The 14,581-nt window shown below is 71.6% G+C and carries 16 protein-coding genes; 7 read left to right on the top strand and 9 right to left on the bottom strand.

Translation table 11 applies throughout. From position 1 onward, the window contains the following. Positions 1 to 600, bottom strand: coding sequence for a DUF4291 domain-containing protein (locus IF46_RS0121870; RefSeq protein ID WP_030490223.1), 600 nt, complete (start codon positions 598 to 600; stop codon positions 1 to 3). A gap of 58 nt (positions 601 to 658) precedes the next feature. After that, a complete protein-coding gene (locus IF46_RS0121865) occupies positions 659 to 1,081 on the bottom strand; it encodes an MmcQ/YjbR family DNA-binding protein (protein WP_030490222.1) in 423 nt (140 codons plus the stop codon). A gap of 155 nt (positions 1,082 to 1,236) precedes the next feature. Between IF46_RS0121865 and IF46_RS0121860 the strand changes: the two genes are divergently transcribed. Then, a complete protein-coding gene (locus tag IF46_RS0121860; RefSeq protein WP_030490221.1) occupies positions 1,237 to 3,039 on the top strand; it encodes an acyl-CoA dehydrogenase in 1,803 nt (600 codons plus the stop codon). Between the two features lie 4 nt (positions 3,040 to 3,043). Here IF46_RS0121860 and IF46_RS34850 read toward each other — a convergent pair whose 3' ends face one another. Next, positions 3,044 to 3,220, bottom strand: coding sequence for a hypothetical protein (locus tag IF46_RS34850; RefSeq protein ID WP_198041500.1), 177 nt, complete (start codon positions 3,218 to 3,220; stop codon positions 3,044 to 3,046). 90 nt (positions 3,221 to 3,310) lie between these two features. Continuing rightward, positions 3,311 to 4,030 (bottom strand): spermidine synthase, encoded by a 720-nt coding sequence (locus IF46_RS0121850; RefSeq protein ID WP_030490220.1) that lies wholly within the window; start codon positions 4,028 to 4,030, stop codon positions 3,311 to 3,313. Positions 4,031 to 4,159: 129 nt separating this feature from the next. On the opposite strand from IF46_RS0121850, the gene eccB reads away from it, so the two are divergent. Beyond that, positions 4,160 to 5,545 carry a type VII secretion protein EccB gene (gene eccB / locus IF46_RS0121845; protein WP_030490219.1) on the top strand — a complete coding sequence of 462 codons (1,386 nt, stop codon included), beginning with the start codon at positions 4,160 to 4,162 and terminating at the stop codon, positions 5,543 to 5,545. Positions 5,546 to 5,566: 21 nt separating this feature from the next. Here eccB and IF46_RS0121840 read toward each other — a convergent pair whose 3' ends face one another. From IF46_RS0121840 to IF46_RS0121820, 5 genes are all read right to left on the bottom strand, one after another. Beyond that, positions 5,567 to 6,172, bottom strand: coding sequence for a class I SAM-dependent methyltransferase (locus IF46_RS0121840; RefSeq protein WP_030490218.1), 606 nt, complete (start codon positions 6,170 to 6,172; stop codon positions 5,567 to 5,569). A 56-nt stretch (positions 6,173 to 6,228) separates the two neighbouring features. Beyond that, positions 6,229 to 6,843, bottom strand: coding sequence for a methyltransferase domain-containing protein (locus IF46_RS0121835; RefSeq protein ID WP_030490217.1), 615 nt, complete (start codon positions 6,841 to 6,843; stop codon positions 6,229 to 6,231). Positions 6,844 to 6,955: 112 nt separating this feature from the next. Continuing rightward, positions 6,956 to 7,822: a carbohydrate ABC transporter permease gene (locus IF46_RS0121830; RefSeq protein WP_036392887.1), complete on the bottom strand. Its 867-nt coding sequence runs from the start codon at positions 7,820 to 7,822 to the stop codon at positions 6,956 to 6,958. Continuing rightward, positions 7,822 to 8,778, bottom strand: coding sequence for a carbohydrate ABC transporter permease (locus IF46_RS0121825; RefSeq protein WP_030490215.1), 957 nt, complete (start codon positions 8,776 to 8,778; stop codon positions 7,822 to 7,824). Before IF46_RS0121825 ends, IF46_RS0121830 begins: the two co-directional genes overlap by 1 nt. Next, positions 8,775 to 10,169 carry an ABC transporter substrate-binding protein gene (locus IF46_RS0121820; protein ID WP_030490214.1) on the bottom strand — a complete coding sequence of 465 codons (1,395 nt, stop codon included), beginning with the start codon at positions 10,167 to 10,169 and terminating at the stop codon, positions 8,775 to 8,777. The genes IF46_RS0121825 and IF46_RS0121820 overlap by 4 nt, the downstream gene beginning before the upstream one ends. Positions 10,170 to 10,284: 115 nt before the next feature. Here IF46_RS0121820 and IF46_RS0121815 point away from each other — a divergent pair, with 115 nt between their 5' ends. The 5 genes from IF46_RS0121815 to IF46_RS32695 are packed head-to-tail and all read left to right on the top strand — an operon-like array spanning position 10,285 to position 14,529. After that, entirely contained in the window at positions 10,285 to 11,322 is a 1,038-nt protein-coding gene (locus IF46_RS0121815; RefSeq protein WP_030490213.1) for a zinc-dependent alcohol dehydrogenase, read from the top strand. Beyond that, a complete protein-coding gene (locus IF46_RS0121810) occupies positions 11,323 to 12,144 on the top strand; it encodes a sugar phosphate isomerase/epimerase family protein (protein WP_030490212.1) in 822 nt (273 codons plus the stop codon). It abuts the gene before it with no gap. Beyond that, positions 12,141 to 13,529 (top strand): MGH1-like glycoside hydrolase domain-containing protein, encoded by a 1,389-nt coding sequence (locus IF46_RS0121805; protein ID WP_232234114.1) that lies wholly within the window; start codon positions 12,141 to 12,143, stop codon positions 13,527 to 13,529. The genes IF46_RS0121810 and IF46_RS0121805 overlap by 4 nt, the downstream gene beginning before the upstream one ends. 51 nt (positions 13,530 to 13,580) lie before the next feature. Continuing rightward, a complete protein-coding gene (locus IF46_RS0121800; RefSeq protein WP_030490210.1) occupies positions 13,581 to 13,979 on the top strand; it encodes an NUDIX hydrolase in 399 nt (132 codons plus the stop codon). Positions 13,980 to 14,019: 40 nt separating this feature from the next. Further along, a complete protein-coding gene (locus IF46_RS32695; RefSeq protein WP_051724064.1) occupies positions 14,020 to 14,529 on the top strand; it encodes a DUF2267 domain-containing protein in 510 nt (169 codons plus the stop codon). The last annotated feature ends 52 nt before the right edge of the window (positions 14,530 to 14,581 follow it).

The raw sequence follows: 14,581 nt of genomic DNA, 5'->3' as shown, positions 1-14,581 counted from the left end.
TCACGAGCTAGCGTCGAGGCGGGCCGCGATCTGCGCCGGCAGAGGGTAGACGCGTTCGACCGGCAGGTGATCTGTCGCTGCGCGCAGGTCATTGGCCCGTACCAGGTCCCGCACCCGGTGCACGGTGGGAGTGACGTCCCGGATGGCGACGATCCAGTTTTCGACGTACCGGGCCACCGCCTCGCCGGACAAGCCGACCTGCAACGACCGGTACGGCAGCGCGCTCAGGTGCAGCGTCCGTTCCGGATCCCACTGCACCCGTACCGGGCTGGCCTTGAGTTGTCGCGACCACGTCGCCCGGTCGCTGTGCAGGCTCCGGTCGTAGTGACTCAGACAGGCCTGCGACAGCGCCCACTCGAAGCCCTCCCGCGTGATGTCGATGGACAGCACGCGCTCCTGCCCGGGCTTGATGGCCCAGCCGCAGCGGTACATCATCCAGAGAAAGGACGGCTTGATCCAGGTCATCCGGTCACGCTTGAAGGGGGCCACGAAGCGACCGGCGGCCACCGCCGGCAGCGCGATCTCCGGTGGGTACGCCTGGTACACGGTGATCGTGTCGGTCGAGTGGTGAGCACGGATCTGACGAGCGGGAACGGACACACTGCGATCTTCACCCCTCGGACCGCACCCCCTCCACCGGATTTCGTACCCAGAGCGCTCAGCCGGCCGGCGGGGCCGGGGGGCCGACCTGGGCGGCGAGCCGCTTCGGCGCCAGCACGCGGTAGCTCTCGGTGAGCAGCTCGCCCACCTCGTCCCAGTCGGTGTCGCCGTCGAGGATCATGCCCATCACGTTCGGGCTCCAATCCGGCTTGTAGAAGGGGCGCCCGCCGGCGAGGAGCCCGGCGATCTCGTCGAGGGGTGAGCGGAAGTTCAGCAGGCAGGCGGGCTCGTCGAGCGCGGCGGCCCGCGCGTGGACCGCCTGGCGGTCGGGGTCGACGGTGAGCACGTGTGCGAAGGTGCGTTTGCGGATCCGCCAGCGGGTGCCTACCCAGGCGGGCTCCTCGTAGGTCTCCGGCAGACCGAGGCAGATCGGCCGCAGCCGGTCGAGGACCTCGGGTGGGACATCTCCGGGTGCGGTCACGGGCAACGACGCTATTCGGTCGGTGTGACAAGTTCCGCTCAGGCGACGCCGCCCGGGCCGGTGGTGTGCGCCCCGTCGATCGGCCAGGATGGGCCGGGGCGACCGTGGGCCGTCGTCCCGGCTCGACCCACCCCCGTGCCCGCTTGAGGAGTGCCGTGCCGTCCACCCTGCTCTCCCGCCGTGACCTCGACTTCCTGCTGCACGAGTGGCTGCGGGTGTCCGACCTCGTCGAGCGTCCCCGCTATGCCGAGCACTCCCGGGAGACCTTCGACGACGCCCTTGACCTCGCCGAGCGGGTGGCCACCGAGCAGTTCGCCCCGCACAACCGTGCCGCCGACCTCACCGAGCCCACCTTCGACGGGCGGCGGGTGCGGCTGATCCCACAGGTCCGCGCGGCGTTGGACAGCTTCGCCGAGACGGGCCTGCTCACCGCCGGGCTGGACGCCACGGTCGGTGGCCTGCAATTGCCGCACGCCGTCGCGGCGGCCTGCTTCACCTGGTTCCAGGCCGCCAACGTGGCCACGTCGGCGTACCCGTTCCTCACCCTGGGCAACGCCAACCTGCTGTTGGCGCACGGCAGCCCCGAGCAGGTGGACACCTACGTCCGGCCCATGCTGGATGGCCGGTTCTTCGGCACCATGTGCCTGTCCGAGCCGCACGCCGGCAGCTCACTTGCCGACATCACCACCCGCGCCGAGCCGCAGGCGGACGGCACATACCGGCTCTTCGGCACCAAGATGTGGATCTCTGGCGGCGACCACGAGTTGGCCGAGAACATCGTCCACCTGGTGCTGGCGCGGATCCCTGGCGCGCCGCCCGGGGTCAAGGGCATCTCGCTGTTCATCGTGCCCAAGGTGCTCGTCGGCCCGGACGGGTCGCTCGGTGACCGCAACGACGTGGTGTTGGCCGGGCTCAACCACAAGATGGGCTTCCGGGGCACCACAAACACCCTGCTCAGCTTCGGCGACGGCGGGCACACCCCGGCGGGCCGCGCCGGAGCGGTCGGCCACCTGGTCGGCGCACCGCACCAGGGTCTGGCCCAGATGTTCCACATGATGAACGAGGCCCGGATCGGGGTCGGGGCGGGCGCCACCGCGCTGGGTTACACCGGCTACCTCAAGAGCCTGGCGTACGCGAGGGAGCGGCCGCAGGGCCGGCCGGTCGGCGCGAAGGACCCGGCCGCCGCGCAGGTGCCGATCATCGACCACCCCGACGTACGACGGATGCTGCTGGCGCAGAAGAGCTACGTGGAGGGGGCACTGGCGCTGGTGCTCTACTGCGCGCGGCTGCTCGACGAGCAGAAGACCGCCCCGGCCGACGCCGACCGCGAGCGCGCGCACCTGTTGCTGGACGTGCTCACCCCGATCACCAAGAGTTGGCCGTCGCAGTGGTGCCTCACCGCCAACGACCTCGCGATCCAGGTGCTCGGAGGCGCCGGCTACACCCGCGACCACGACGTGGAGCAGCACTACCGGGACAACCGGCTCAACCCGATCCACGAGGGCACCCACGGCATCCAGGCACTGGACCTGCTGGGGCGCAAGGTGACCATGCAGGGTGGCGCTGGCCTCGCCCTGCTGACCGCGACGATCGGCGACACGGTCGAGCGGGCCCGGCAGGCCGGGGGAGAGGCGGCCGACCTGGCGGGCCGGCTGGCCGCCGCGGTGGACCGGGTCACCGCGGTCACCCGTCGAGTGTGGGCCGACGGCGACCCGGTGCTCGCGTTGGCCAACGCCAGCGCCTACCTGGAGGCCGTCGGGCACGTGGTGATCGCCTGGATGTGGTTGGAGCAGGTGCTGGCGCTGCCGCCGGAGGGGGCCGGCGACGCGTTCCACGCCGGCAAGCGGCAGGCCGCCCGCTACTTCTTCACGGTCGAGCTGCCCCGGACCGGCCCGCAGTTCGACCTGCTGGAAAGCCGGGACCGGACGACCCTCGACATGCGTCCGGACTGGTTCTGACCCGTCACCGTCGGCGGGACTGGTGGCTCATGGCCTGCCGCCCCTTGACGACGCCCAAGATGATCACGATCACCAGTGCGATCAGACCGATGATGATCAGCCAGCGGACCGCCTCGAGGATCAACCCGAGCAGAATCAGCACACCGGCGACCACGCCGACGACCCAGAGCAGTGCACGCATCTCGACCTCCCGTAGCCGGCCGCGCCTGGTGCGGCGGGCCCGGGTTCAGATTCCCAGTCCGGCCGACACCATGCCCGACACCCGAGTCGATCAGCCGCCAGCGCGTGCCACGTAGACGGTGTTGGCCGACTCGCCGCCGGTCAGCGGGTTGGCGAACGGCACGACGTGCGCCCGCACGTCCACGAACACCTCGGTGAGCGCCGCGGTGAACTCGGCGTCCGGCGGGTCGTCCGACCAGAGCGCGAAGACGCCCTCCGGGCGCAGCAGGGCGGCCAGGCGGCGCAACCCAGCCGGCGGATAGAACGCCGCGTGGCTCGGGTGCAGCACGTTGCGCGGGGAGTGGTCGACGTCGAGCAGCACGGCGTCGAACCGCCGACCGGGCACCTCGGCGTCGAAACCGGTGTCACCGGCCACCGCCGCGAAGAAGTCGGCCTGCACGAACCGGGTCCGGGGGTCCTCGGCGAGCCCCGCCGCGAACGGCAGCAGCCCTCGCTGGTGCCAGTCGATCACGTCCTCGATCGCCTCCACCACGAGCAGTGAGCGCACCCGTGGATCGCCCAGCGCCGCGCAGGCGGTGTAGCCCAACCCGAGACCGCCGACGACCACGTCCAGCGAGTCACCGGGCACCTCGGCGAGACCGAGCCGAGCCAGCTCGATCTCCGCGACCGGGAAGAGGCTGGACATCAGGTACTCGTCGTCGAGCTTGACCTCGTACACCTCGACCTGGAGTGCCGGGTCCCGACGTCGGCGCAGGCTGATCGCGCCGATCGGAGTCTCCCGCCAGGCCAGCTCTTCGAAACGCGCGCCCACGGGTGCCCTCTCGCCGCCGGATTCGTCCACGGATGGTACCGGTTGCCCCGTGACGGACGGCCACGCAGGGTCTGCGGGAGGTCGACGGAGCGCATATCCTGTGCCCGGCCAATCCACCGGAGGGGACGCATGCCATCGCGGCAGGACCAGCTGCACTCCTACCAGTTCAGCGTCCAGCGGGCAGTCGCCGCCCTGGTCATGCGGGAGACCGATCCCGCGCAGTCACCGTTTCGGCGGTTGGCCGGCGCTGGCCTGGCCAGCGTCCTGGTCGCGGCGATCGGGCTCGGTGGTTTCGCCCTATACGGCCTGTTCGCCGGTGGCGGCAAGGGGTGGCGGGACCCTGGCGCGGTGATCGTGGAAAAGGAGTCCGGCGCCCGGTTCGTCTATCGCGAGCAGAAGCTGCATCCGGTGCTCAACTACGCCTCGGCGCTGCTCATCGTCGGCGCGGACCGGTCGAAGACCGTGCTGGTGTCCCGACGCACGATCGACGGAGTGCCGCGCGGCCTGCCGTTGGGCATCGCCGACGCCCCCGACTCGCTGCCCGCCCCCGGCCGGCTGGCCACTGCGGCGTGGACCGTCTGCTCGACGGTCCCGGCCGGCGCGCGCGTCGAAGCGCCCCGCTCCGCGCTGCTGATCGGCACCGAGCCCCACGGCGGCCGGCCGCTCGGCGACGACGCGCTGCTGTTGCGCCACCCCGACGGCGGGCTGCACCTGGTCTGGCACCAGCGGCGCTACCTGGTCCGCGATCCCAGCAGGGTGCTGGCGGCGCTCGCCACCACCCGGGCCCAGGCGGTGCCGGTGGCGCCGGCACTGCTCAACTCGTTGCCCGCCGGCACCGACCTCGCCCCGCTCGACCTGCCCGCGCTGGGCCGGCCCGCGACTCGGGTGCCGGGTGCCACGATTGGCATGGTCTACCTGGTGAGCAACTCCGGGGGCGGCCGGCAGTACGCGGTGGCCCTCGATGCCGGCCTGGCTGGCATCACCGAGTTGCAGGCGGGGCTGTTGCTGGCCCGCACCGGGCAGGGCGAGCCGGTGCCGATGACGTTGGGCCGGTTCGCCGCGCTGCCCACGGTGCCCGATCTCGCCCCGACCGGCCCGAACGCCCCGCCGCCGACCCCGCCCCGGCTCGCGGCCGGCAACGACGGGGCGCTCTGTACCCGCGTCGCCGACGACGGCGGGGTTGGCGAGGTGCGTTGGGGCGTACCACTGCGGGACCTGACGGCCGCGCCACGCACCGCGCCGACCGGCGGCGCGGTGCTGGCCGACCACGTCGTGGTGGAGCCGGGTCGCGGCGCGGTGGTCGAGGCCGCTGCGGCGCCCGGCGCGACCGGCGGAGCGGTCTCCGTCGTCACCGACCTGGGCCGACGGTACGTGCTGGCGGACCGGGAGGTGCTCGCGATGCTCGGCTACCGCGACGTGCGCCCGGTGCGGCTGCCGGCCGGGCTGGTCAGCCTGGTGCCCGCCGGGGCCACCCTGGACCCGGCCGCCGCCCGGGCTGTCGCCGCCCTGGACTGAGGGGACGCGGCCCCGCCGGGGTCAGTCCGCCGGGCGGCGCAGGACGCTGACCGCGAACGGGGCGTCGTCGCGCCACGGGCGCAGGTCCCAGGTGGCGAAGCGTTGCTCCACGCGCAGCCCGGCGGTCACCGCGTCGGCGTCGAACGCGGTCAGCGGGTAACCGCGCTCGGTGCCGAAGCCCACGGTCAGCACGCCGTCGGGCCGCAGGTGTGCGGCCACCCGTCGCAACACCTCCGGTTCGGTGCCGACGGCGACGAAGGCGAGCACGTTGCCGGCCAGCACCGCGGCGTCGAACGGCTCCGCCTCACCCAGCGCTGGAAGATCCAACTCGGCGAGGTCGGCGACCAGCCACGTCGGGCCGGGGTAGTCGGCGCGGGCGGCGGCCACCAGGGCGGGGTCGGCGTCCACCCCGACCACCGTGTGCCCCCGCTCGGCCAGCGCGGCACCGACGCGGCCGGTGCCGCTGCCGGCGTCGAGGATCCGTGAGCCGGGCGCGACCAGCGCGTCCACCAGTCGGGCCTCGCCGGCCAGGTCCGCACCCTCGGCCACGAGCTTGCGGAACCGGTCGATATACCACTGTGAGTGCTCGGGACCGGTGTCGGTCGCCCAGCGGGTCGGGTTGGCCATGTGGCCACCGTAACCGGGCCGGTGGGGGCTGGGCGGGCGACCCGGGACAGCCGGGATCAGGGCAGCCGGGCCACCGTGATGAACTCGTTGTAGGTGAACACCTTCCCGAGCGGCCGGGCGAACGGGAACGAGTACTGCTTGGTGACGGTCAGACCCAGCTCTTGACAGGTCTGCGCCGCCTCCTCGAAGCCGACGAACCGGACGTGTGAGGCGTCACTGGCGTACCCGCGTTCCTGCGGGGTGATGAACACGGCCTGCCCACCCGAGCGCACGTACGGCAGGTAGGACGAGATGACGTCGCGTGCCTCGTCGGCCGGCAGGTGCTCCAGCAGGTGCGCGGCGAGCAGCGAGTCGAACGCGCCAGGCCGGGCGTGCGGGCTGTCTTTGAACTCGTCCACCGTGTAGGCCTCGAACCCGGCGGCCCGTGAGTGCGCGACCGAGGTCGGGTTGTGGTCGACGCCGACGCCGTTGCCGTCCAGGTTGGCGAGGTTGCGACCCAGGCCGGAGCCGACGTCGAGGGTGTTGCCCAGATTGAGCTGGCGCAGATTCCGCCGGTACGGCGCCTGCACGTCGAGCACCTGCTTCCACCGGGCACCACCGAGGCGTTGTAGCCGGTCGGTGTAGTCCTCGCCGTCCGTTTCGGTCGGGCGATTCCGTCGTGCCTGACTCATGCGCCGGCTCCCTCAGATGTGCCGGAATAAGGACGTGCCGATGGTACGGACATGACGGTGATTGTGGGAGGCGTCACAGCCCGAGCGTATCCGGACTGTGACGCCAATCCACTCAACCCTTCTCGGCCCCGCTGGTCAGCCCCTCGGTGAGGAGTCGTTCGCTGGCGAAGAAGAGGATCACGATGGGCAGGGTGAGGACGACCGACCCGGCCATCAGCACCGTCTTGGGCACCTCCACGCCGTCGGCGAGCAGGGACAGCCCCAGTGACACCGTCCACCGGTCGGGCTTGTCGACCAGGAACAGCAGCGCGAAGAGGAACTCGTTCCAGGCGATCATGAAGTCGTAGAGCGCGACCGCCATGATCGACGGCATCGCGAGGGGCAGGCTGACGCGCCGGATGATGCCGAGTCGGCCGGCGCCGTCGATGGCGGCGGATTCCTCCAGACTGACCGGGATGGTCTCGAAGTAGTTCTTCAGCATGTAGACCGACACCGGCAACGTCTGCGAGATGTAGACCAGCACCAGACCGAACAGTGAGCCGCGCAGCCCGGCCCGGGTGAAGACCACGAACAGCGGGATCGCGATGACGATCGACGGGAACAGGTAGACCGCCAGGAACAGGAAGTCCACCTGCCGCCGGCCGAAGAACCGCAGCCGGGCCACCGCGTACGCGCCGGGGATCGCGACCAGGAGGGTGAGCACGGTCGCCGCGACGGCGACCATTCCGCTGTTGCGGATGAAGGTGAGGAAACCCTGGCCACCGTCGTCGGTGGCCTTCAACACCTCGGCGTACGTGGCCACGGTCAGCTCACCGAAGCCGACCACCAACGCGCCGGGGTCGAGCAGCAGCCGCTCGATGGGGCGCACCGAGAGCACCAGCATGTAGTAGAAGGGGAAGACGGTGATCAGCAGGAACACGGCGATCACCAGGCGGCGCAGCCAACGCAGGCTCACCGTCTCGACCATGTCCCGGTCCATCAGCCCACCCTCCGTCCGAAGAAGCGCAGATAGATCAGCACGAACACGATGAGCACCACGGCCAGCACGACCGCCTGCGCGGCCGCGGCCCCGATGTCGGTACGGGCGGTGAGGAACTCGTAAACCCGCACGCTGACCACCTCGGTGCCGGCCGCACCGCCGGTGAGCAGGTAGACGTCGTCGAACTTGTTGAACGTCATGATGAAGCGCAGCACGCCCAGCAGGGCGATCACCGGCAGTAGTTGCGGCAGCAGGATGTGCCGGAACCGCTGGGTGGGGGTGGCGCCGTCGACGCGGGCGGCCTCCTCCAACTCACCGGGCACCGCCTGGAGCCGGGCCAGCAGGAACAGGAACGCGAACGGGAAGTACCGCCACGCCTCGAAGACGATCACCGTAGCCAGCGCGGTCGACTCCTGGGTGAGGAACGGCACCGGCGTGTCCCAGCCGAGCAGGCGTTGACCCCATGCGTTGACGATGCCGAGCTGCGGGTCGAGCATCACCTGCCAGACGAACGTCACCGCGACCACCGGTGCCACGTACGGCAGCAGCATGGACGCCCGGACCAGGGTGCGGCCCCGGAACGGTCGGCGGACGACCAGGGCGGCCACCAGACCGAGCAGGATCGACCCGACGGTGCCGCCGATGCTGTAGATGAGCGTGACCCACAGCGTCTCGGCGAAGCCGGGGGTGTGCAGCACCCGGTCGATGTTGTCCATGGTGAACTCGCCGAACAGGCCGGTCTTGCGCAGCGTGGCGAGCCGGACCCGTTGGAAGGCGAGCACCACGGTCCACACGATCGGGATGCCGATGACCGCGATGGTGACGAGCAGGGTCGGTGCGACGAGCGCGAGCCCGGCCCGGGATTCGCGGCGGCGCAGCGTCAGCGGTCGGCGTCGGGGTGGTGCCGGCCGATCCCGGGTGGGGGAGCGGCCGGGGCCTGGCACGGTGGTGGTCAATTGACGCCCGCCTTGATGGCGTCCACGTCCTTCTTGGCCCGGCTGGCGGTGGCCGCCGCGTCGGACTTGCCCGCGACGAGGTCGCCCAGCACCTTGGGGACCGGCAACTCGCCGAGCATGGCGCCGACGAGTTTGCCCTGCCCCTGACTGAGACCCCACCGCCCGAAGGTGTCCGGGCTGCGGCGCAGCGTGGCCAGCACCTCCTCGCCGTACACGTCGGCGAGGGGTTTCTTCGCATCGACGCCCGCCTGGCTGGAGTTCCAGGCGCTCAGGTACGCCTCCGGCTCGGCGGGGGTGCCCTTGCGCACCGGGAAGCGGCCCTCCGGCGACATGCCGAACCAGCGTGGGTAGCCGTCGCTGTGCATGAACTCCACGAAGGACTTCGCCGGGTCGGTGACCGCGCCGTCCAGCACGGCCCAGGAGCTGATCTCGCCGTACTGGGCCGGCTCGGTGCCGTTCGGGCCCTTGATCGCGGTGACGAACCCGCTGTTCTTCGCGAGGAACGCCGGGTCCGCCTGGCACTGCGGGCAGGTCGGCTTGGCGTCGTTGCGCAGCCCGGCCAGCTCGTCGAGGATGAACGGTGACCAGATCACCATGGCCGCCTTGCCTGCGAAGTAGGTGGCCCGGGTGGTGTCCACGTCCTGCGCGCCCTTTACCGAGCTGGTGCGGATCAGGTCGCCATAGAAGCGGAACGCCTCGACGCACTGGGGCGAATCCAGGGTGACCTTCCCCGAGTCGTCGGTGAGTTGGCAGCCGTTGGCCAGCGCCAGATGCTCGAAGGTCTGCTGGGTGAACACGTCGCTAGGGGCGGTCGCCGCGGTGATCCCGGCGACGCCGCCGGTGTTCAGCCTCGCTGCGGCGGCGGTGATCCGCTCGTACGTGTCGGGGGCGGGCAGGCCGGCCGCGGCGAACAGGTCCTTGCGGTAGACGAGCAGCTGCCCCCATCCGTCGCTGGGCACGGCGAGCTGTGTGCCGTCGTCGGAGGTGAGCTCCAGTGCCCGGGGGGAGAACGTCTGCTTGCCCAGCTTGTCGACGACCTCCGCGTTCGCCGAGGCGTGCAGCAGCTCGTTGCCGGCGAGCGTGCGGATGCCGGCGAGGGAGACCGACCCGACCACGTCGGGCAGGTCCCCAGCGGCGGCGTTGGCGGCGATCAGGGAGGGGAACTGGTCCTCGTTGACGGTCACGAGTTCGACCTGGATCCCGGTCTTCGCGGTGAAGTCGGCGATGATCGCCTTGGTGGCGGTGACCCGGTCGGCCACGTCCTCCAGGCTCCACACGGTGATCTTCTTGCTGTTGCTGTCTGACCCATCGTCGCCGCAGGCCAGCAGGGTGGACGTGGTCAGTGCCAGGATCAGGGTGGTGGCGAGTATCCGCCTCGGAGGTGCTGACATCAGTGGCACTCCTCTCGAAGGGTACATGACGGATCCAACACCTTCGATTGATCAATAGCAAGACATATTGCGATTTTTTGCTATCCTGGAGCCCAGTGCTACCGGGATGTGACACATGGGCAACTGGGTGGTCTCTCTCGCGGGTCCTCGACGCATCAGCCTCGAGCCCTGCCCCCCGGATCCGCTCGGCCCCGGCCAGGTCCGCGTCCGCACCTGCTACTCGGGCATCTCCGCCGGCACCGAGCTGACCCTCTACCGGGGCAGCAATCCCCGGCTCAGCAAGGACTGGGACGACGCCGCCCGGATGTTCGTCCCCCGACAGACCCCGGTGCCCTACCCGCTGATCGGCTTCGGCTACGAAGAGGTCGGCGAGATCATCGAGGTCGCACCCGAGGTCACCGACCGGCACCCAGGGCAGCTCGTCTGGGGCATCTGGGGGCACCGGGCCGAGGCCGTGCTCGCCGCCGACGCGGTCCGCGCGCTCCCCGCCGGGATGGACCCGCTCGCCGCGGTCTTCGCCCGGCCCGGCGCCATCGCGCTGACCGCCGTGCTCGCCGGTGACCTGCACCTCGGCGACTGGGTCGGTGTCTTCGGGCAAGGCGTGATCGGGCTGCTCGCCACCCGGCTCGCCGTGCTCTCCGGGGCCCGGGTGGTGGCCGTCGACCCGGTGCCCGACCGGCTGGCACATGCCGCCCGCTACGGCGCGACAGCCACTGTTGACGCCACTGTCGCGTCCGCCGCCGCCATGCTGCGCCAGGCCACAAACGGTCGAGGAGCCGACGTCTGCCTGGAGCTGTCCGGCGCGTACCCGGCGCTGCACGAGGCGATCCGATCCACCACCCACGCCGGCCGGGTCGTGGCCGCCGGCTTCTACCAGGGCCAGGCCGACGCGCTCGGCCTCGGCGAGGAGTTCCACCACAACCGCATCCAGTTGGTGGCCGCCCAGGTCTCCGGGCCCACCCCCGCGCCGAGCATGGCCGGCCGGTGGACCGGAGACCGGGTCGCGCAGACCTTCATGGACCTGGTGGCCGAACACAGCGTCGACCCACTGCCGCTGGTCAGCCACATCGTCGACGCCAGCGCGGTCGCCGACGCCCTCGCGCTGCTCGATCGCGGCGCCGGTGACGTCCTCCAAGTCGTGCTGAGGTTCTAAATGACCACCATCGCGCTGGCCTGTCAGGAACAACTCCTGCCGGGCACCAACCTGATCCAGAAGTACGCCCTCGCGGCCGCCCTCGGCTACCAGGGCATCGAGCTACGCGGCCGTGGCGACCTCGCGTTCGCCCGCCGGCTGCCCGAGCTGCGCCGAGCCCGCGCCGCCGGGGTGGTGATGCCCACCGTCTGCGTCGAGATGGACCACTTCATCGGCGACTTCGACCCCGCCCGGTCCGCCGACGCCGTCCGCAACCTGCGCTCCCAGCTCACGGTCATCGCCGAGCTGGGCGGCGTCGGCGTGATGACCCCGGCCGCCTGGGGGATGTTCTCCCGGCGACTGCCGCCGTTCGAGCCGCCGCGCGCTCCGGACGACGACCGGCAGGTGCTCCTCGACGCCCTCGGCGAGCTGGGCGAGCACGCCCAGGCCGAGGGGGTCACCCTCTTCCTGGAACCCCTCAATCGGTACGAGGACCACATGGTCAACCGTCTCGACGAGGCGGTGGCGCTCTGCGCCGCGCTCGGCCTGCCGTCGGTCCGGGTGGTCGCCGACACCTTCCACATGAACATCGAGGAGGACGACGTGCACCGCGCGCTGCGCGCCGCCGCGCCGTACCTCGGGCACGTGCAGGTCAGCGACTCCAACCGGTACCAGCCCGGCGCCGGGCACCTGGACTGGCCGGCGCTGCTGCGCACCCTGCTGGAGCTGGACTACCGAGGCTGGCTGGCCCTGGAGTGCCGGCTGCGCGGCGACCCGGTCCGGGCCCTGCAACAGGCCGCCACGGTGCTGCGACACGCGCTGCCCCGGCGGGCCGCCGCATGACCGCCGGTGCCGGGCAGACAGGCGTCGGCGCACCCGCCGCCGCCGCGCCGACGAGCCTCGGCGCGGCCCGCACCGGTGGCTCGGCCGACCTGGCCGGGCTGCGTCGACTCGCGCTCGACACCCTCGACGCCAACTGGGAGCACGACCACACCGTGCCCTCGCGCACCCTCTACCCGCACCAGTGGAGCTGGGACTCGGCGTTCATCGCGATCGGGCTGGCCCAGGCCCGCCCCGACCGAGCCTGGCGGGAGCTGGCGAGCCTGTTCCGGGCGCAGTGGGCCGACGGACGGGTGCCGCACATCGTGTTCAACCCGGCGCTGCGGGTCGGCGCGTACTTCCCGGGGCCGGAGATGTGGCGCTCCGCCGACGTGCCCGGAGCACCGACGGTGGCCACCTCCGGCCTGGTCCAGCCGCCGGTGCACGCGCTCGCCGCGCTGCTGGCGTACCGACGGGCACCCGACCCTGCCGGCCTGGCCGCGTTGCGCCGGCTCTACCCCGCGTTGGTCGCCCAACAGAGCTACCTGGCCGACCGGCGGGACGTGGCCGGTGACGGGCTGGTCTGCATCGTGCACCCGTGGGAGTCCGGGTTGGACAACAGCCCGGCGTGGGACGAGCCGATGGCCGCGGTCCGAGCCGAGGCGGCCGTCATGCGCGCGTACCGTCGGCATGACACCGCGCACGCCGACGCCGCGCACCGCCCCACGGACCTGGACTACGCGCGCTACCTGGCGATCGTGGCCGCCTACCGCGACCATGGCTACGCCGATCACGACCTGGCCGGTGGCCACCCGTTCCTGGTGGAGTGCCCGCTGTTCAACGCGGCGTTCGGGGCCGCCGAGCACGCCCTCGCCGAGATCGCCGCGCTCCTCGGCGGCGACCCCGGGCCACACCGGGCCCGCGCCGCCCGGATCACCGAGGCATTGGTACGACGGCTGTACGACCCGAGCACCGGCACGTTCCAGCCCCGTGACCTGCGCACCGACCGCCTGGTCAGCGCCCGCACCGTCCTCGGGCTGACCCCACTGATCCTGCCCGACCTGCCGACCCGGCAGGCCGACGCGCTTGTCGTCGAGGCCCGATCGGCGCGCTTCGGGGTGGCCCGGCGGATGGACCGGCCGCTGCCCACCTACGACCGCACCGCGCCTGACGTCGAGCCGCTGCGCTACTGGCGTGGGCCGAGCTGGCTCAACATCGGGTGGCTGGTCCGGCGAGGGCTGCTCACGCACGGGCACCCGGAGTTGGCCGCCGGTCTGCGCCACTCGATGATCGGGTTGGTCGCCGGTGCCGGTTGCCACGAGTACTTCCACCCGGACACCGGCGTCGGGCTGGGTTCACCGGCGTTCAGCTGGACCGCCGCACTCCTGCTCGACCTGCTGGCCGACTGAGTGCGCCTGCTGGTGGTAGCGTGCCCGATCCCGGCGGCCGGAAGGAACATCGTGCGCGAGATCGACAAGGTGGCCTGGATCCTCATCGAGGACGGTCGGGTGCTGAGCACCCGGTCGGAGGGCAAGGACGTCTGGTATCTGCCGGGTGGTAAGCGTGAGCCGGGCGAGACCGACCTGCAGACCCTGCGCCGGGAGATCGACGAGGAGTTGAGCGTCGAGGTCGACGTGCGCGATGCCGTACACCTGGGCACCTTCACCGCTCAAGCGCACGGCCACGCGGCCGGCATCACCGTGCGGATGACCTGCTACCGGGCCGGCTACGCGGGACAGCTGCGGCCGGCCAGCGAGATTGCCGAGATGGCCTGGCTCGGGTACGCGGACCGGCACCGCACCGCGCCGGTCGACCAGATCATCTTCGATCATCTGCTGGCCGAGGGCCTGCTCGCCTGAGGGCTGTTTGTCGCGGCCGGCCAGGGGTAACCGCCCGAGCGTGACCGACGGCGACGGGTTCCCGTACTTCATCGACGCGGTGTCCCAACGGTCCGGCCTGCCGGCCGAGGAGGCCGCCGTGCTTGCCCGCGCCGTGCTCCAGACGTTGGCCGAGCGGGTAACCGGCGGCGCGCCCGACGACCTCGTTGGGCATCTTCCGAACGAGGTCGACGGCTACCTGACCGGCCCGGCCGTGGGTGCGGCTGGGACTGCCGGCCCAGCCGTGGATGCGGCTGGGGTCATCGGGCCGGACGCCGATGGGTTCACCAGCGGCGTGGGGCTGGAGGTCGGCGGTGCCGCGGCGACCGCACCCCCGACGGACGCCGGCCCGGCAGAGTTCCTTCGTCGCGTGGAACAGCGTGCCGGGGTGGACCCGGCCACCGCGCGGGCCGGAACCGGGGCGGTCTTCGCGACCTTACGCGCGGCGATGACCGTACGGGAGTTCCGGCAGATGGTGGCGCGGCTACCGCTTGACGACGGTGAAGCCGGACCCTCGCGATACGTGCTGTGACCCGGTCGCACTGAACCCGAGTCGATCACAGCGTTGTCCGAACCAGCCGCCG

Source organism: Micromonospora chokoriensis (assembly GCF_000718555.1).
GTDB lineage: Bacteria > Actinomycetota > Actinomycetes > Mycobacteriales > Micromonosporaceae > Micromonospora > Micromonospora chokoriensis_B.
Note: the sequence above shows the minus strand (reverse complement) of the source record. Positions and strands in the feature narration are given on the sequence as shown.